Source organism: Geodermatophilus pulveris (assembly GCF_900188375.1).
GTDB lineage: Bacteria > Actinomycetota > Actinomycetes > Mycobacteriales > Geodermatophilaceae > Geodermatophilus > Geodermatophilus pulveris.
Genome location: NZ_FZOO01000003.1, coordinates 152357 through 170658, shown reverse-complemented (window position 1 = coordinate 170658; position 18302 = coordinate 152357). Strand labels below are relative to the sequence as shown.

Sequence of the window (18302 nt, the reverse complement as noted above, 5' to 3'; positions counted from 1 at the left end):
CAGCCGTGTCGCGAGGTCGCCCCTAGCGCCCACCATGGGACACGTTGGTAGGCGCCGAACCGTCTGACGGGGCACGCCGTCACACACCCCGCCACATGCCTTGACCCCGAAGTGTCGCGTTGGGGCGTGAGTTGCGGCGCAGGCCAGCATCAGCCGAGAAAGTCAGCTCGTCAGGCCGTCCAGGATGCGCCGCTCGAAGGTGCTGGCGTGCGAATGCTCGGGCCTTGCCAGAACTGGCCCTTCGTCAGCCTGAGGGGCGGCGAGCTGCGCTTCAATCTCGAGTATGGCACCCGCAGTCCAGGCCGCATATGGCGCAGGAGGGCGTTCCTTCACCGTTGTCGTGTCGGACCCGTCAGCTGCCTGGCGACGTACAGTCAGCACGTGCTGGCAGTACTGCAGCTCATCTTCAGGGCCAGCCCCCACGTTCTCCGGCAACAGCCCGTCGCGCGCTTGGAGCAGGACGCGCCGGTCCAGCTCGCGGGCTAGCGCCGGATAGCCGGAGCGCCTGAGTCCGTTCGCAACCTTATGGACCGCGAAACCCCATACTTGAGCATGGTAATCAAACTTCTCGAATCGAACTTCGTCTCGAGCCCGCCCGACAATCCCGAAGGGCGAGAGCATTGTGGCCGTGAACAACTGCTCCACGATGACCTCGCGAAGCGCCTGCAGCTCCGAACCTGCCAGGACTTCCGAGTCAAGCAGGAACCCCATATTCACCGTCCGGACGGCCATCGGCGAGGGTTTAGGAGGTCGGGAATCCAGAGCGCTAGCCATGAAAGTCCCACGCTCGTCGGAAACCGCGAAGAGCTCCGGCAGGGCCACGCGCAATCGCTCTGCGTGTGCTGAAAGGGCCTCAGGGAGCTGTCCGTGAATGTCGTGCGCGTAACAGACCTGGGCTAAGGCCACCAAGGCGTCGTACACCTGTCCCTGCAGTTGCACGGGTGCAACTGGTACCGAAGCGAGCCGCCCGCTGCGGTGGTGGAAGGCATTCGGCGAATCAGTCCACACCGTAAATGAGTCCTTACGATTGAGTGGAACCCACAAGAGGTCCTCATGGGGACCCCTTCCCAGCTCCCCAAGCAGCCACCTGCCAGCGTCTAGGGCAACGCCTCCGAGCTTGCGCGGCGCGTCATCCCAGCGGACGTTTACTCCCGCCTTTTCGTGACCAGGCGGATAAACCACGAGTTCGTGGAAGAGCTCTGGACCGCGGGTCAGGACACGACATAGTGCAAGCAGGAACTGGACCGTAGTGTCGCTTGCGCCGTACCACGGCCAACGCCTTCCTGTCTCAGCAGTCAACCGGACCGCCAGGGGGTCATCCGGGGGGCGAATGTGGTTGGGGACCTTACCGCGCGAGGACATGCTGCGAGAGTCAGCGCCCTCGGACTGATAGGCAGCGAGATGACGCACGGTGCCCGCCTCAAGCTGAGGATATTGTTGCGAGAGGAACTCCGCCGTATATAGAGCGTCCCTGCCGAACACCGCTTCGTACCTTCGCAGTTCTGGGTTGCCGACGTTCTCCATGTTCACTGCGGAAGCGAGTACCGGCCCGGCGTCACCGAGGCAACGAACGTCCTCCACCCCCGCGAGCCTAAGCAGCACGGAAGTCGGCGACTCGTGGCGCTCAGGCAGCAGTAGCGGCGATGACTCGATCGAGACAAACTTCTCGTCACTTGCGATGCTTACCGTTCCGAGCGCCGTTTCTACTTTAGTGCGGCTGATTTCGCATGCCTCAGTTGATCCCACAGCGATACCCCCTCTCCGCTCGACTTATGGCAGTCGATACTCCTGCAGCAACACGGCCGCGTCATCTAGAAGCGCTTGGGACCGGTCCCGGGCGAGGCTCGCAGCATCCGTAGCATCAACTTTCTCGGGATGGTAGTGCCCAGCAAGCTCGTAGCCGGCCCAGACAAGAAGATTGAAGCTCGCGAAGGCGGCTACTGCGTCCGGATTCAGCCTCCGGTTCACGTCGCAGGCAACATTGATCATAGATGAGACGCCAGCCACACCCCCCACATGCCAGCACATCTGCGCTACATCTGCTTCCGGCATGCCTCGAAGCGCTCCGGGTGGGTCCAGCAGGACGAAGTCGTCGCCCGCGACAAGTACATTGCTACCTGCAGGGTCGCCGTGAAGGACAGCGCTGCCGGCCTGACTCAGCCGTAACAACTTCTCCTGCCAATGTGGTGGTTCGGACAGACCCGCAGACCGGATAAGCGGCTGGATCTGGCGCAGGTGCCCGTCAAGTCGATGATGCCACGGTCGTCCGCTTACTGTTGCAGCGTCCGAGATATGAAACTGACGGATCCAGGCGACAAGACTTCGTACGACGGTCCCGGGCGCTGAGGACTGCATCTGCAAGCTCGTACCCGCCACGAAGCGCGTGAGAATCCAACTAGCCGCTGCTCGCCGGCCATTTGGACCTTGCACCCGCAGACAGCCCCAGTCCAGAGGCTCTACACAGGGAAGCCCTCGGTCACGCCATAGTTGCAGGGTCTCCCCCTCGCCCGGCTCGCGGACGTTCCCGATGACCTTTAGAACGGCGATGGTTCCGTCGTCTAATCTGACCTTTCGGACGAGATTGCGTGATTCTGCGGTCGTTAGCGTGCCGTAATCTTGCTGAATTCCGAGGGGTGCGCGTACGATCATATAGGCGTGGGCGGCGATGTGGAACTCTTCTACCTCATGAACGTACAGCCCGGAAGCGGCAACGCGGGCCGTTAGTGCAGCGTATTGTCCAGCAAACTCCGCAGGAAGGTCGGATGGCCAGGCGCCACCCATGCGACTTGGTGCGATCAATCGTCATTCACCCCTGGTCGCTCGACGGTAACGTCGTATAGGCGCGCAACGACACCCTTCTTGAGTAAGGAGACGCGATACTCCAACGCCAAACGTGGATTTCTGTATGGGAATTTGACCGAATAATACCGGTACTCTTCCGTCACCTGCTCGCGCTTGAGCCGCCACTCCCCCATAGCGCGGTCACGCCCATAGACGTCAAGGCGAACGACCTCAGCCTTCTTGTCCACAGTGTCTGGGCAGTGCACTGCTAGTCGCCACGTCACCTCATAGGTGCCTACGAGAGGTAAGCGCTCGTAAGGGCCGAAGACCAACTTGTCCGTACCATCCTCGCGGGCCTCGCCTTCAATAACGCAACGAGGACATCTCCCTTCGGAATCTACGTACTCAACGGTCCTCCTGCCGACCTCCGTCCACCATCGTGCGGACACCTCCCCTGGAAAGAAGCGAACAAAGTGCCTGGTGGTGACTCGGCTGAGCACTCGCTGCCTTAGTGCGATTTCGTCCAAGTCCTCCCGCGTAAGAACGTCTCTGCTCAGTATCGACGGACTGGTGGTCCAACGCTGGTCCATATCCTGTCCCAGCCATACGCCTAGCAGTTGGCGGGACTGCAGATTTGGATAAGTCATCGTGATCGGTTCCTGCTGCGTCCACTCGTTCTCGAGACGCAGCCTCATCACACCATTCCGTATTGCTCCACCGACCGAGTACCTCGACAGTTCGAGCTCAACGCCTTGCGACTCGAGCGATGCTGGCTTACTCATCCTGTCCGAGTTCGAGTTGAACGATCCTATTGCAGTTTCGAGTGGTGCCGGCTGGCGGAGCGCCTCGCGATCAGTCGCGCGCTCGACTTGCTCGGACGCAGACGCGTGGCTTTGCGTCGGCGCTTCCGAAGGGCTCTTGATGGTGGGCACAACCGCACCTCGGAGCCTCCCGAAGCGATTGAGGTGGAGATCCACCGTCGAACCGACCCACAAAGACTCTGCTGAGCCTTTACTCCTCGTCAGGCGGTAGTGGACCCAAGTGTCCTGTAGGACACGGTGGCGCCGCCTTGCGACTAGGTAGTAGCGAATGTCGTCCTTGTTTGTGAGGATCAGCATGGCAACGCCAGCGATGATTGACGCCAAAGTCCCCAACAATAGGTTGGTCACGATTCCACTCATGTGTCGCGCCTCAGTGGCAATACGCACACGCCGGGAGTCGTCGCTATCGACGGCCTCTGAGCACCAAGGCGCTGCGCATACTCAAGAACGATCTGTGCCAGGCGCCATGTTCCGGGCGCGTGATGCATGGTGTTGCAACGAATGGTGTCCATTGTTGAAGGGCTCCCTCGTCGGCCGAACTTCAACGTTGGGACCGCAGTACTTCGCAGGGGTTCTCCAGAAGACGCTTTGGAAGGCAACAACCTGTCCCCATTCTTGCCGAGTGTGCAAAGCGCGAAGGAGATGGGCGCTGCCGTGCGTGGAAGCCACGGGCTCGAATGCATCTGCGTTGCGAGCCACGCGACGACCGCGACATCACCGGCCTAAGCCGCCGACTCGGCCGGCGCCATAGGACGGAACACCACGGCGGCCACTGTTGACGAGTGAGTCGGGTCCCCTATCGACCAGGTGTGGGGTGACCCGGCGGAGTGTTGGGTCGGACAGGCGGAGGCGGCGGAGGCGGCGGAGGCGGCGGAGGCGGCGGACGCGGAGGCGGCGTGGTCATGACGTACCCCGGGGAGTTGGTCCGGCTTAAGGCCGGTAGAGCGTGGCCCAAAGGGCCCGCACACCCTTGCGCTCCTACGCCGCGGGAGTCAAGTCGAACCGCTTCGGGTTTAGGCGAGGCTCGGTTCCGCCGGTTGGTCCTCGGTGAGGCTGGCGGTCTGCTCGACCGCTACTGGGACGGCTCCCCGGGGCGGGCGGCGTTGCTGTTCTGGTCGACGACCGCCTGGGCGGGTTCGCTCTGCTCCGAGAGGGTCCACCCCATCAGCTTGCCGAGTCCTGCCTAAGTGCCGTCGCGGCAGTCTCGGCACCCACGCCGCCCGCAAACTTCTCGCGCACTGGCCAGGGCGGTGATCCACCCAAGAGCTTCCCGGCAACCCCAGAGCGGTCACCCACTGGCGCCACGCCATCCCAGCGCCGTTCACAGAAGACGCAGGACCCGACGGGATCACCCAGCACCTCACCATGCCCGGATAGGGATCCCCTTGCGGTGATCCCGGCTTCCCGATCGAGGACACCCCCAGCGTCCGGTGCGCGTTTCCTTCTGCGGGACATCAGCCCAAGAGAGCGTGCCCCCGGCTTAAGCGCGCCGCCCTGGCCCGTCCGCCTGGCGGCGGAGCTGTCGACCCACCGCCTACGTGGGGGCGACGAGGGCAAGCTGGTGACTCAAGGCGCGATGCCACCCAGGTTGCGTTTGGTCAGCTGAAGCGCCGGTCCCTCTCCCGATAGACCGCGCAGCCGCTACCGGCCCGTGGCCGGCTCGGTAGGGTGTCGAGCGTGGCGAAGTCGCACCGGAGACCCGCAAAGCCCAGCGTCGTCGAGATGGTGGTCGCGACTACCCTTGTCTTCAGTTCGCAGTTCGAACATGCGACCACTGCCCCTACGGGCGGTGCCTAACGTTTCGTCGCGATCCCGGCGATACCACGCCAGTGCCGGTCTGCGGACCCGCTCAACCTCCCTGCCAGCCTCGACTCGCAAGAGTGCACGGGCCAGCTCGAGGCAACGCTTGAGCCGCCTTGAGCAGGTAGTCCTATCGGCCGACGCTGAATCGAAGTCCACGTGGGATCGTAGGCCCTTATACTCCGCAATTGTGAGGGGGACGCTGCCGATGCGCCACACCTCGGCCGCGTTGTGAATCCATCCGAAGGGCAAGCCCGCCAGCAAGGCTGGCCGCTACCGCAACGCCCACTCGGATGGCCTATCGATCCAGATGCGCCAGACGTTCTTGCCAACTACTGGAGGGGCAGGGCGTCGGACCTGCAGGCAAAGTTCGATATGGTGCGCCGCCTTCACCGCGACAGTGCCGTGCTCGGGAGGAAGAACGAGGACATCGTTGCCGGCTTTCTACGGTCCACCCTCCGAGGCAGGGTGGTGACGAGGTCTAGCGTCATCGATTCCTCCGGATTGCAGTCCGGTGAAATAGACGTGCTCGTTTGTAACGAAGATCAGCCGTTGCTCGGCAACGAGGAGGTCTCGGATCTGCTTATCGTCGAAGGCGTAGATGTAGCCGTCCAGGTGAAGGCTCGGCTGACTGGGCCGGAAGTCGAGCGCATCCGCGACAACTGCATGTCTGTGAAGATGCTACACAAACTTCGAGCGGAAGATGACGACTATAGAAGTCAGTCTCCGTCGGAGGCGCGCTCCTTCCTCGACCACGTGCCGTACTTGGTATTCTGCTTCGACACTGCCCTGAGTGCCAGCACTGCCGTATCGCGGTTGAACGAAGCACTGGAGGACGTCCACCCCGAGTACAGGCCAGATGCGGTTGTCGTATTGGGCAAGTACTCTCTTATCAATGTTCGAGATTGGCAGACTCCCGACAGGGTGTTGGTGGAACCAACGGGATTTGTTGCCAGCGCAACAGGCGAGTTGGCACTGGCCGACTTCATGTTCTGCGTCTTCACCTACCCACCCCGCATTCGACGGCGTTGGCACCCCCTGGTGGGCTATTGGCGCGCGGCACGGTAGGGCGGACGGCGGCGCTAGGCCTAAGTGGAGGACCCTGCAGCTCTCACGCCCGTCTATCGATCTGCCCACTCAAGACGCAGGCGTGCTCCCGCCACGGGGCCTCAGAATCTCCCAACGCCCCGGCATTAGATTGCACCACGGTGTAGCAGCGCCGGCAACCAACCGCGCGTGACGCGGGCGGACCCAGGTAGAAGCGGATTCGCGTCCATGCCCAACGCCGATCTAGTTTCGCAACGGAACGTAGCTGCGTCGGCGACTGTCACCCCGTATTTGCTGGACATACTGCTCTGCCGTGACTTGAGGGCCGCTGCGGCGGTGCTCCGCAGCGGGAACGACCAGCGGGACAGCGCGGCAGCGCGGCAGCGCGGCAGCGCGGCAGCGCACGATCCGGCTACTCCCGCGAGAAGTTGGCTAACGGCACCTATCCCCTTCAAGACTCTCGATCTACGATCCATCGCCAAGTGCCCCCTCGACACCCCGGACGATGCTGCGGGCCAGTTCACTGGGTTGGCGCCGTCCGATCTCGCCGCTCGCCTCCCGGACGATCCACCTATCGACGTCGGGAACCTTCAGCGTCAGTTCCGCTCCACCCGGCGCTAATTCGTCTCGACGAACCCAAGGCTTCGATCCCGTGGCGTCTCTAACCGACCAGAAGATGCTCGGGCCTGCTCCAATGTTGCTCCAGGCCCTTACTCGATCGGACCGGAAGCCCGCCCAAGCCAAGTAAGAAGTTTCGCCTACGGCCGGCACAGAAACATCAAAGCGAAAAATCCACGAGTTGCCAGATGGGTCGCTGCTCAGTAGAGCCAGATAGTCCTCCAAGCTCAGCTCCGCGTCATACCAGGTGGTCCTGACCTGGCCGACGGCGCCGAAGGCCTGCTGTAAGGCGTCCTCGGTGAGCGAGAAGAGAAGGCGCACGGCGTCGTTCCAGATCCCGACCTGCCGCTTCTGAGCCTCCCTCAAGCGCACCTGGACCTCGTTATAGCCCTGCTGGGCGCGAGCGGCCCGCTCGAGGGCTCCCAAAGCGTCCGCGCAACGGTCCGCAACGAGCTGCCCGATCGGGCCCAAGTCGCCGCCTCGGTCCGACTCGGCCAATGCCTCGTAGTAACGCACGCGGTCCTTCTTGCGGAGGATGACGCTGGGGTAGCCGGATCTGATGAACTCTAGGTTCAGAATCGCCCTCGCCGTCCTTCCGTTGCCATCGAGGAAGGGATGAATGTGGGTGAGCCACGTATGCAGCACAACGGCGCGCAGTACCGGTGGCGCGGACACGTTAGCTAGGGACCAGCGCTCCCACTCGTCCATAGCATCCATCACTTGCCTCCAAGTCTTGGGAGGACGATGTTCAGATCCCGAGATCCTGATCGCTTCGCTACGGAACACGCCGGCACCCGGTCGCTCGCCGAGTATGAGCGCGTGGACTTCCTTCACCTGCTCTATATCGGTGGGTCGCTGCTGCGACGCCAATTCGACGGTGCGGTCCAGCGCCCGTGCGAGGTTGATCGCATCGCGCACGTAGGCCGGGTCGTGCCCGGTCACCGCGATTCCCGAGAGCACTGCTAGCTGCGTCTCACGAACGTCGAGGGTGCTCCCTTCGATGGCGTTCGATTCTGCAACTTCTTCAAAACGCTTGTCGCCGAAGTACGCGCGTAGCGTCTCGTCCCGCAGTGTCCCTTCGCCCCGCAACAGTGCAACGCGCTCCGCGAGCGCGCTGCTGCTCTGAAGGAAGGGGGATTCGACCTCGTCGAAGCAGTAGGGCGAGCCCTCGAGAGTGATCACTGAGTCACGGTACGACGAAGCCGGTAGCGCTACGCGGTCCAACAGCCCAGCTAAATGTCCTGCACTCGCCCGGCAACGCGTCCATCACCACCCCCCAGCGCGCCAGCACCAGCGCCGTCACCGGTTGACTGATCAGCGCTACAGCCCGGGTCTTGCCACGAGGACGTCTACGACTCCCCACGACTGCGGCATGTCCGCCTCCGACCTGTCCTGCCGACTGAGGGGTTCGAGGCCGAGGGGGAGGTGCGACTCCTGGGCGCGAGCATCGGCGGGCCGCTGGAGCTGTCGGGCGGGAGGTTCCGCAACCCCGGTGAGAAAGCGCTCAGCGCCGATCGCGCGCAGCTCACCGGAGGCGTGTTCTGCCGGGAGGGGTTCGAGGCATCGGCACCTCGCTGTCCACGTCCGGGCGGACCCGCACGGTGCGGGCGGCCGGGTCGGTAAGGCCGTTGGCCTGCCCGCAGGCCTCGCGGACGAGCGTGTAGCCGTGGCCGGCGACTTGGGCGGCCAGCGCCTGCCACAGGGCGGCGGGGGCGTCACCGGTGAGCAGTTCGGGTGCGATGTCGGGCGGCGGGTCGCCCTCGGTCTGGGAGATGTCGAAGACGTGCGCGACCCGGAACCCGCGCAGCACCCGCGCCCCGGCCGACTGGTCGGCGTCCCCGCCGGCCGGCTCCCCTGCCGTTCCTGTCCCCGTCGTGGCGGCGGGTGCGGTTTGGTCGGTGTCCTGCCCGGTGCTAGTTGCTGGCGTTCTTGCGCTTGTAGGTGCACGGGGCCAGGACCGCGAGCCCGGTGGACCCCTTGACCACGCTGCGGCCCAGCGCCTTCCAAGTGGTGAACCCGGCGACCCGGGTCGGGCTGATGCCCAGCCGCGCGGCCTGCAGTGATCAGCAGCTGGTTGCCAAGGCTGTAGGTGTGGAACTTCGCGGCGGCATCGAGCATCGCGCGCCACTGCGGATCGGCGGTCAGCTGCTCGATGCGCTCGCTGATCTGGTCGTGCAGGGCGGCGATCTTCGCCGCCCTGGCGGCGTCGGCTGCCTCCCGCTGCGCCGGGCTCAGCTGTGCCCGCCGAGTCCGGCTTCCCCTGCTGGTCCGACTGCTGCTCGTGCTGCTGGCTGTGGCGCTGGCCGTGTTGCTGGCTTTGGTGCTGGTGGTGGTCATCTGGACCCTCCCGGGACTGGAGCCGACACCGGTACGGGAGGAACTGCGGAACAGGTGTCCTGCCACCCATTCCCCCGGCCCGTCCGGCGAAGAGCTCTGCTCAGGGGCCGGGAGCGCCGGCGGGGGACGACCGGACAAAGATTGCTTCCGCAGCGCAGCGCCCGAAGGGCGGAAGGACTTGGTCCGGTCGGGAGGAGACGGCGCGGGAGGTCCCTACGCTGAGCTGCCGGACGGGTCGGGGGACCAGCAAGGACAGCCCCCCGCAGGCGGACGGTGACGACGGCGCAGCCGGCGCCACGCGCAGCGTGGCCCGAAGGGTGCTTCTGGCCCGCCCCACCGGCCGCGGCGCGACACCAGCGACGGCGCGCGCACCGGTCAGCGAGCCCCGGTCACCCGACACGTCGCGGAGGCCCCTGGCGGACCGGTCACGGGCCCGGTCGTCTCGCCGTGCCCCGGGTGGGGAGTCGTGCGCCATGAGTGAAGCGCGGCCAGGCCGGCGCCCGCTCGAGGGCGTCCGTCGCCGGTGTTGTGGACGACGAGCCGTCGTCCACAGGGTCCGTGCGCGCGGGAGCGCCCCGATGTCCGGGCCTGCACCGGCTGGCTGGAGGACGACAGGAGGAGAACCGGAGGAAGCCCGGCCGGGGAACGTGGTTCATGTGCGCGGGCGGCGCAGGCCGCTCAGGACCAGGGCCGCGGAGCGACAACCGGGGATCGGCCGGAGACGCACAGGAGGACGGTCCCGGGCGACCTTCTGATCGGGACGGGGCCGCACCCGGCCGCAGGACCGGAGGGCTGTCCACCGGCTGGTCTCCGTCGCTGGCAGGTGACCCGCCACGGTGGCCGCTACAGGGGAAAAACCGGAGACCGCCAGAAAAAGCTGGTCGTGAGGTGTCACCACCGGGCCCGAAATGGCGCCTTCTGGGGTGAAGGCACCGCCCACCACCGCGACCCCCGGGAGCCAGCCATGCCCGACCCCACCGCCGACCCCACCGCCGGCCACGAGCCGGAGTTGCTGACCATCACCGAGGCCGCCGACGTGCTCCGCGCGCCGGTGGCCACGCTGCGGTACTGGCGGCACCTCGGCACCGGCCCGACCAGCTTCCGGCTCGGCCGGCGCGTCCTCTACCGCCGCGCCGACCTGCGTACCTGGATCGACGCCCAAGCAGACCGGGCCCCGAGCCGATAGCCCCGCGCCCGGCGGACAGCGGCCGGACCGGACACGGGGCCGCGTCGGTCTTCCGGCAGACGGTGCGCCCGTGTGGCCAGCCCCGGCTGTGGACGACGACGGGCCGTCCACAGAAGCCGGCCGGGACAGGCTCCGGCGGCGCCGCAACGGCGAGGCTCCCAGCACCGAGAGGAGCAGCGATGGGATGGATCGGCCCGGTCGTGGGCGGCCAGGAGCACGAGGGCTGGGTGGTGCCGCTGTTCGCCGACGGCGCCCAGGGCGCCGGCACCACCAGCGCCCGCGGGGTGCTGGTCGCCCGCCGGCCCGACGACGGGCCGCGCGACGGCGACCGGGTGCGGCTGACCTACCGCGACGGTGCCACCGCCGAGGGCGTCTGGTCCGACGGCACGGTTCTCGGCGGTCACGGGATCATGCCCGCCGACGCCGGCGGCCCGGTGCACTGCGAGGTGATCGACCAGGCCGAAGAGGCCGAGGAGTGGCGTCCGGACGCGGAGGTGGCCGGCTGGGTCGCCGGGTGCACCTGCGGCTGGCGCGGCACCCCCTGGGCCCGCGTGACCGGATGGGAGCTGGCCGACCCGGCGGCGCGGCGGCTGGCCGTCGCCGGCCCGTGGGCCGATCTGGAGGCCGCCGACGAGACACGGGTCATCGCCGAGTGGCGCCGGCACATCGCCGGATGGCAAGCCCTCGAAGACGTCGAGGCGGCCGCCGCCCGGCAGGCCGCCGCCACCCGCGCACTCGACGAGGCGGTGCAGACCGCAGTCGCCGCCGGGGCCTCCTGGGCCGACATCGCCCGGGCCGCCGGCCTGACCGGCCGGACCGCCGCCGAACGGTGGTCTGCCCGTGAGTGAGCAGCCGGCCGGCCACCCCGGTCCGAGCCAGGTGACCCTTCCAGGGGGACGGACCGTGCTCGTCGTCGACCTCGACGGCGAGCCGCTGGCGCCGCTGCGTGCCCTGGAGGAGATCCTGCTGCGCCTGGGCACGTGGGAGGACGATGACCGGCGGGATCTGAGCGCCGGCACCGAGCCGCTGCGGTTGCCAACGCCGCTGGCTGACCGGGTCGCCCTTGCCGCCGCTCAACGGCTGCTTATCGCCCTTGAGCCCACCCAGTCCCAGGGCCCAGGGTGCGGGCGGCTGCTCGCCCCCGATGGCCGCTACGAGCACGCACCGATGACCGTGCTCACCGTGGGCGCCGCCGACATCGACCTGCTGTGCGCCACCGCGGACGCCCTCGGCCACCCCGGCCTGGACGCCGACATCGCCGAGCTGGTCGACGACCACGCCGAGCATTTCGGGGGCACCTACCGCCGGGCCGGCCGCACCGACCTGGTCTCGCTCCTGGTACGGCTGGCCGGGCTGCTCGACCTCGCCCCCACCGACGACACCCGACTGCTCACCGCCCGGCTGCAGGCCACCCCGCCCGGCACCGACTGCGTACTCAGCGACGCCGAGGAAGCCGCCCACGCCCGCACCGCCGACCGCATGAACCACCTGTGGGCGCGCGGCTCCGGCATCGACCGCTACCTGTACTGACTGCGCTGCCGCCCCGAGCTGGCGAGCCGCCAGGGAACCGCACCGTTCTAAATCTTCAAGACGTCCGCAACTCGCCGATCAACGACATCGGTCGGCCATACGAACCCACGCAGGTAACAGGCACACCCTGATATCGGCTCGTCGGAGGCGTCCCGCTGATGTTCGGCATCACCAGCCTGCTCCAACCCCCGCGCGGTCGCGGCCTCCAGCCGTGACACCAGCCGGGCCACCGTCACTCCTGAACGGCCAACGACTGCAGCTGCGCGGCCTCCTCGGCGGTCACCCGCGACGGAATGGACGCTCCAGCTCGCCAGTGGCGTTCGCCCGGCAGCGGCGCAGTCGTGCCTGCAATGCCGTGCCAGCCTCGGTCACAGCACCTCCCGCTCGTCCTGCCAGCGCAGCGATCCGCCGGCGGCGGAACTCCGACGCAGCCTGTCCACCCGGCGCGATCTTGTACAGCCGGGTCCCACGGTCAGGGGACCCAACCGTCTAGCTTGCTCCCGGTTGCTCCCGGTTGCTCCCGGTTGTCGGCTTCGGGTGAGACTGCTCCCTGCCTGGGATGGTCGCGGCTCCGCCGCTCGCCGGAAGGGCGCTTCGCGTCACTGCGTGATGGGCCTGCGGCCCACCCTTCCCTCGACCGGCTCCACCGCGGGATCAGCAGTTATCGGGAGCAGGGAGAGGTGCGAGCACGGTCTTCCAGCCGGTCCGTGACACCCGGCGAAACAGCACCTCCCCGCGGTGCTCAAGCTCGGGTGTGACGGTGGCCTGGCCTGCCGTGCGCCTGGCGACGGCCGTGGCGCCCCTGGGGAGTCAGGCGGTCGCTGCTCCTGCTGTGCCCGGCGAGGAAGAAGTGGCGCCGCGCCGGCCGAGCGGCACCCGCGGTGCGCCGTCCGACGTGCTTACGGTCCCGCCGTGGTCGACGACGCGCAGTACGAGTACACGTCCGTGCAGGCACTGCGCGGCACCGAGGCCAAGGCGATCGCGAAGTGGGAGAAGGACGGCTGGCAGGTCGACCGCCGGGACCAGGGAGTGCTCCGGACGGAGCTGACCTTCCGCCGCGTCAAGCCGAAGACGTTCGCCGGGACCGTGCTGGCGGCCTTCCGCGGCCTGGAGCCGAAGGTGCAGTTGCTGGCCGTGTCGGCCGGGGTGCTCCTGCTCGCCGTCGTGGTGGTCGTCGGTGTCGTCGTCGGGACGCGGGGCGGCGCCAGCTCGCCCCAGCCGGCCGCGTCAGCGACCGACGCCGAGGTGGGCGCGGAGCCCGCGCAGGAACCGGCCGCGACCAGCTCGGCCGCCCCTCCGACTCCCGCCGCCGACGAGGTGCTGACGGTGGAGAATAACGCGGATCTCGCCGCGCTGCTGGCCCTCTCGGACGATCAGGCGCCGGCGGTCGGCGAGTTCGCGGCGAGGTACCGGGGCCGGACCATCGAGTTCGACGGGAACATCGCTGACCTGCAGCCCCACGGCAGCTACACGACGCGGTACGACCTGCTGATCTTTGCCGGGGACTACAGCCCGACGACCATCTCCGGGCCGAACTTCCAATTCCGCGACGTCAACATCACGAACGACCTGCACCTCACCGGCCCGAACGTCCCGGACACCATCGGCGCGGGGAACAACCTCCGCATCGTCGCCGAGGTTGGCGACTACATCAGCGAGCAGGGGCTCTTCCTCCTCGATCCGGTCCGCACCGAGGTGCGGTGACCGCTACATCGCGGCGGGCCGGCGGCCTTGACGCCGTCCGATCCCCTGCACCTCACGAACGCACGAGCACACAGCCAACTCGGGGAGCACACGTGGCGCAGTCCGCCAACGACCAGCCGGCCGCGACGACGAAGCGGTCGATCAGCGATCGGTTGTCCCACGGTGGCTGGTACTTCGCCGTCACCGTGTACACGGGCGGCATCTTCGCCGCCGTTCCGTTCTGGCACGCGGCGCGCCGGTTGAACCGGCCAGCCGTCACCCGGCTCGCCCTCGTGTACACCGGGCTCGGCGTGCTCCTCATGGTCCTCATGGCGCTGACGCCCCCACCGACCCCGGACGGGACCTCGGGCGACTCGACGATCGGCACGATCGGCGGGATGACGGTCCTGGCCGTGGTGATCGTCGGTTGCCTGCAGCTACGGGGCCTGCGCCGCGAGGTCTACGGACAGCGTGTCGCGGCCTCGGCCCTGGCGCATCCGGCAGTCGCACAGGCACTGGCAGCGCGGCAGCGACGTGTCGAGGCGCGCGAGCTCCGTGCGAGTGATCCCGCGCTGGCCCGGCAGCTGGGCATCGGCCGCCCCGATCTGCGCCGGGACTACGACGACGGCGGCCTGGTCGACCTGAACACCGCGCCGGCCTCGGTCGTCGCGTAGGTGTGCGACGTCGACGTCTCCCACGCGGAGGCGGTGGTGAGCGCGCGGCCGGTGGGAGGCGGCTCGTACCTCAACCTCTCGGACCTGTTCGTCGACGTGAACCTGCCGCCGTACGTGCAGGATCAGCTTCGCGAGCACGCCATCATCTGACGGCGCTCCTGCGAGTTTCTCGGCTGCCGCTGTCGCCCGACCCGGGGGGACGGGCTATGGGCAGGGCGCGCCGCGCATCGGCCTGGGCGCTCGGCACGCGCACCTCGCCGTGTCCGGCGCCCGGCTCTGGTGCGAGTTCATTCTCGACACCCTCGCCGATCCGCGGGCGCCGTGGCGCCGCAGGCGCAGCCACGGGACCGGCTGATACAGGGCGTTATCTCCCGACCCTGAGGCCTAGGCGTGGCCTCCCGGGGGCGCTGGCGCCCGACCGCTGTGCAAGTGTCGGGCTTCGACGGGGCAAGGTGAAACAAGGCGAGGGGGGAGCCTGTGTTGATCCGGCACGGCGGTGGCAGGTGGGAGAGCCCGTCCGTCACTAGTTACACCGACGAAGCGACGCTTGAGACCATGCTGCTCGAGTCCCCGGACCTGTTGCCCGGCTCCGACGGATCACCGCTGACCGTGACCAGCCAGTTGTACGTCCCCAATACCGGGCCGATGGATCTGTTCGCCGTGAGCCTGGCCGGGGAGATCACGGTCGTCGAGGTGAAGCTGCGGGCCAACCCGGAGATCCGCCGCAGCGTGGTCGGACAGACGCTGGCCTACGCGTCGGGCCTGTGGCGAATGTCGTATGAGGAGCTGGAGACGGCCTTCGCCGCGCGGGCCGGCGGACCCCTGGTGCAAGCCGTCGCCGCTCGCGCGACGGAGCTCGGCGGCGACTTCGACGCCGATGCCTTCCGCAGCGCGGTGGCGCGCAACCTGTCGACCGGGGCCATGCGTCTGGTCATCGCCGTGGACGAGATCACCGACGAGTTGAAGCGGATCATCGAGTTCCTCAACGACCGCACCCGCCCCGACCTAGAAGTACTTGCGCTCGAGCTGGGTTACGTCAGGCACGGCGAGGTGGAGATCCTGGTGCCGACCGTCTACGGCCAGGAGGCGGTCCGGCGGAAGGCGGCCGAGGCGCCACGCCGGCGATGGGACGAGCAAGCTCTGCTCGCGGCCATCGAGCAGCACAGTTCTGCGCAGGCGGCCGCCGTCCTGACCGCCGTGTACGAGCACGCCCGGGATCACTGCGCCCACTCGCACTGGTACTGGGGCGAGGGGCAGCACCCGTCGGTGACGGCATGGTTCCGCGTCGGTGGCCTTGAGGTGCCGGTGTGGACCATCTACACCGCGCCGGCCGGTAAGGGAGTGCTGGCGGTCAACTTCGACTGGATGCACCGCCGCGGCGCCGGCCTACCGGCCGAGTCGCTGGCGCGGCTGGTCACTCGCCTCCGTCAGCTACCCGAGGTGGCCGGCTTGTACGCGGACCTGGAGGAGAAGGGCTACGCGAAGCGGCCGTCGGTTCCCGAGACCTCGTTGGCCGGGCCGGATGCCACCGACGTCGTGCTGTCCGCACTGGAGGAGCTGTTGGAGTGAGAGGCCCAAGTCCCCGGTGTGTTCGGTGTGAACCCATGTGGCCAGGAAACCGGTGTCTGAGGGGGGCCTGGCGCACGGAACCAGACCTCCCCTCGGGCCCCGTCACGCGGAGGGGCCCACATTGCCCGTCGTCTGCTTGATCCAGGCACCGATCTCCGCGGCGACCTCGACGAACGAGTCGAAGTCGGGGTCCACGGTCGCCTCGCGGACGTTGTCGTAGTCGACGCGGTCCTTGAGCGTGAACACCCGCGTGGGGCGGTCGCCCAGTTGCTCGACGGCCGCACGGAGGTCGTCCTGGAGTCGACGCAGCTGCTGGAAGTCCTCGTCGACGGCCTGGGTGTCGAGCTCGCCTGTCGCGTCGGACCGTCCGAGGTGCCGGCGCTTGGCGGTCCACTTGAGTCGGATGTCGCTCATGACGATCATGGCCAGGGCCCCGCCGGGCTTGTCCGTCTCCGGCAGACTGGCGTGTTCCTGGAGGGCCGCGAGGGCGGCCGTGGGCTCGTCCAGGGCGATGCAGTAGTTCTTCCGGGCAGTGCGCGGGTTCAGGGCCAGCAGCCTGGACTTCTTGCGTGCCAGGTCCTCGTACGCGATGGCGCCGGCCTTGGTCGGGTCGACCGTGAACCCGCCGTAGGGCGTGTCACCGTGCGAGTCGGTGCGGTGCATGCGCACGTGGCGGCCGATCCCGATGTACCCGAGACCGCTGTCCTCGGCCTGCAGGGCGGCCACGTCCGCCGCGCCACCCCAGGCCAGCGAGGTGACCACGATGGGGCCCGCTGCGCTGCTGCGCTCGCCGGCTGCCGGGGTCTTCCCGGCCAGGAGCCGGGGAACGATGATGAGGAGGTCGTGGGGCGCCAGACCGAACTCCTCAGTTAGGTCCTCGAGGAAGTCGGTGCCGTCCTCGATGAAGGCGCCTGCGAAGTCGAGGGCCGCACCGAAGGTCGTTCCCTGCAGGGTCGTTCCGGGATCGATCTTCATCGCCAGCAGCCGCGCCTTGTTCTTCTCGCGGATCTCCAGCCGCCGCGCCTCGTCCTCCACGCCGGACATGTCGTCCTGCCCGGGAACGACCACCAGGTCGCTGTGCAGTAGGGGACGCTCGACGCCACGGAACAGCTGGATGACCTGCGCCCGCCGCGCGAGGGGCTTGCCGTTGTCCGCCGGCTCATCCCGGACCGCGGACACCAGCCTGGCGATGAGCTCAGCCCCGGGGCTGTCCCGGAACTGCTTCTCGGGCAGGCCGATCCTCGCTTCGGCCACCAGTTCGCTGAGTTCCTCGATGTCACGCTCCAGGAGCGCGACCCGCTCTCGGCTGTCCAGCAACTTGACGTCCGAGACCGAGTCCATCAGGCCGGCCAGCACGTAGTACTCCTCCGGGGCGCGCCCCAGGAGGATGGCGATCCTCTTCAGAGCGTGGAAGTCCCACCCACCACCCTGCCGCCAGTTCCGCAGGGTAGCCGGGCTGACGCCGACCTCCCGCGCCAGGCCCGCCAGAGTCACGTTCCGGGCCTGCATGTCCGCGCCGATCGCGGCGTCCAACCTGTTGCGCGGCTGCTCCTGCTCTCCGCCGGGCTGCGCGCTGGACGGGTTGTTCCACTGAGCCATGGCTCCTCCTCAGGTGATCGCCACTGCCTCCTGGACGGTAAGCGAGCCGCTGCCCAAAGCACAAGACCACCTCCCAAGCAAGTTTCTTGCGCCTTGCAGCCGTTGCATAGATCGATTTTTGACGCCTCGCTCCGGTCGACGTCCCAGGGTTGCCGCCTGAACCAACTGCTGCCTATAGTCGGCTTCCGCGCCTCCGTCTGGCGGCGCTCCACCCCAAGGGGGCCCCGTCATGATCGGTTGGGGACGTCGAATCGCTCGGGCCGTGCGCTGGGTCGCGGTCGGCAGCTTGGCAGGGGTTCTGTTCGGCGGGATTGTCTACGCCTTCACCCTGCATGCCCTGGAGACCGCGGATGGGCAGCTACCGTTGTGGCGGGCGCTGCTAGTCGCAATCACGACAACGCTGGGACTGGCCGCTGCGGTCCTGACCCTCTCCATCCACATCCGGGCTACCTGGTGCCGCCGGCACCCGCCGCACGTCGCGGAATCCGACACCGATGACACCGACGAACCGGGACCGTCCACGGACGAGCCGGACGACCCGCGATGGGACGAAGCGGCCTGACTCGGACGGTAGGCGCCAGCGCCGGGATGACGTAGGGACGTGTATGTAGCGCGGCCCCGTCGCCTGGGGCCCGAGGTCTCGAACCCGGGGCATGC

The 18302-nt window shown here is 67.7% G+C and carries 16 protein-coding genes; 9 read left to right on the top strand and 7 right to left on the bottom strand.

The annotated features are described in order from the left end of the window. Positions 1 to 162: 162 nt before the first annotated feature. Positions 163 to 1008 carry a glucosidase family protein gene (locus tag CHB98_RS07455; RefSeq protein WP_143424995.1) on the bottom strand — a complete coding sequence of 282 codons (846 nt, stop codon included), beginning with the start codon at positions 1006 to 1008 and terminating at the stop codon, positions 163 to 165. Between the two features lie 1787 nt (positions 1009 to 2795). Then, positions 2796 to 3950, bottom strand: a complete 1155-nt coding sequence (locus CHB98_RS21030; RefSeq protein ID WP_143424991.1) for a hypothetical protein — start codon at positions 3948 to 3950, stop codon at positions 2796 to 2798. Positions 3951 to 5780: 1830 nt separating this feature from the next. On the opposite strand from CHB98_RS21030, the gene CHB98_RS07450 reads away from it, so the two are divergent. Beyond that, entirely contained in the window at positions 5781 to 6470 is a 690-nt protein-coding gene (locus CHB98_RS07450; protein ID WP_143424989.1) for a DUF6602 domain-containing protein, read from the top strand. A 69-nt stretch (positions 6471 to 6539) separates the two neighbouring features. On the opposite strand, the gene CHB98_RS23110 is transcribed toward CHB98_RS07450, so the two are convergent. From CHB98_RS23110 to CHB98_RS22995, 4 genes are all read right to left on the bottom strand, one after another. Beyond that, entirely contained in the window at positions 6540 to 6692 is a 153-nt protein-coding gene (locus CHB98_RS23110) for an abortive infection family protein (protein ID WP_483866704.1), read from the bottom strand. Between the two features lie 222 nt (positions 6693 to 6914). Further along, positions 6915 to 8249, bottom strand: coding sequence for a Fic family protein (locus CHB98_RS07445; protein WP_179224291.1), 1335 nt, complete (start codon positions 8247 to 8249; stop codon positions 6915 to 6917). Positions 8250 to 8592: 343 nt separating this feature from the next. After that, a complete protein-coding gene (locus CHB98_RS22255) occupies positions 8593 to 8877 on the bottom strand; it encodes a hypothetical protein (protein ID WP_245820989.1) in 285 nt (94 codons plus the stop codon). 103 nt (positions 8878 to 8980) lie between these two features. Then, the gene (locus CHB98_RS22995) at positions 8981 to 9064 is read right to left on the bottom strand and encodes a hypothetical protein (protein WP_425432514.1); all 84 of its coding nucleotides are present in this window, start codon (positions 9062 to 9064) and stop codon (positions 8981 to 8983) included. Positions 9065 to 10368: 1304 nt separating this feature from the next. Here CHB98_RS22995 and CHB98_RS07435 point away from each other — a divergent pair. The 7 genes from CHB98_RS07435 (at position 10369) to CHB98_RS07410 (ending at position 16046) form a co-directional block, all read left to right on the top strand. Then, positions 10369 to 10590 (top strand): helix-turn-helix transcriptional regulator, encoded by a 222-nt coding sequence (locus tag CHB98_RS07435; protein ID WP_089304977.1) that lies wholly within the window; start codon positions 10369 to 10371, stop codon positions 10588 to 10590. Between the two features lie 179 nt (positions 10591 to 10769). Beyond that, positions 10770 to 11438, top strand: a complete 669-nt coding sequence (locus tag CHB98_RS07430) for a hypothetical protein (protein WP_089304976.1) — start codon at positions 10770 to 10772, stop codon at positions 11436 to 11438. 55 nt (positions 11439 to 11493) lie between these two features. Further along, on the top strand, positions 11494 to 12120 hold the full coding sequence (locus CHB98_RS07425; protein WP_245820988.1) for a LuxR family transcriptional regulator: 627 nt from the start codon (positions 11494 to 11496) through the stop codon (positions 12118 to 12120). Between the two features lie 912 nt (positions 12121 to 13032). Further along, positions 13033 to 13824 (top strand): DUF4839 domain-containing protein, encoded by a 792-nt coding sequence (locus tag CHB98_RS07420; RefSeq protein WP_143424987.1) that lies wholly within the window; start codon positions 13033 to 13035, stop codon positions 13822 to 13824. Positions 13825 to 13916: 92 nt separating this feature from the next. Next, positions 13917 to 14477, top strand: a complete 561-nt coding sequence (locus tag CHB98_RS07415; RefSeq protein WP_089304973.1) for a hypothetical protein — start codon at positions 13917 to 13919, stop codon at positions 14475 to 14477. Then, positions 14478 to 14627, top strand: a complete 150-nt coding sequence (locus CHB98_RS21485; RefSeq protein WP_179224289.1) for a hypothetical protein — start codon at positions 14478 to 14480, stop codon at positions 14625 to 14627. It begins immediately after the preceding gene. Between the two features lie 405 nt (positions 14628 to 15032). Continuing rightward, positions 15033 to 16046 carry a PDDEXK family nuclease gene (locus CHB98_RS07410; protein WP_143424985.1) on the top strand — a complete coding sequence of 338 codons (1014 nt, stop codon included), beginning with the start codon at positions 15033 to 15035 and terminating at the stop codon, positions 16044 to 16046. 102 nt (positions 16047 to 16148) lie between these two features. On the opposite strand, the gene CHB98_RS07405 is transcribed toward CHB98_RS07410, so the two are convergent. After that, positions 16149 to 17645, bottom strand: coding sequence for a helix-turn-helix domain-containing protein (locus CHB98_RS07405; protein ID WP_089304971.1), 1497 nt, complete (start codon positions 17643 to 17645; stop codon positions 16149 to 16151). Positions 17646 to 17907: 262 nt separating this feature from the next. Here CHB98_RS07405 and CHB98_RS07400 point away from each other — a divergent pair, with 262 nt between their 5' ends. Next, positions 17908 to 18207: a hypothetical protein gene (locus CHB98_RS07400; RefSeq protein ID WP_089304970.1), complete on the top strand. Its 300-nt coding sequence runs from the start codon at positions 17908 to 17910 to the stop codon at positions 18205 to 18207. Positions 18208 to 18302: the final 95 nt, after the last annotated feature.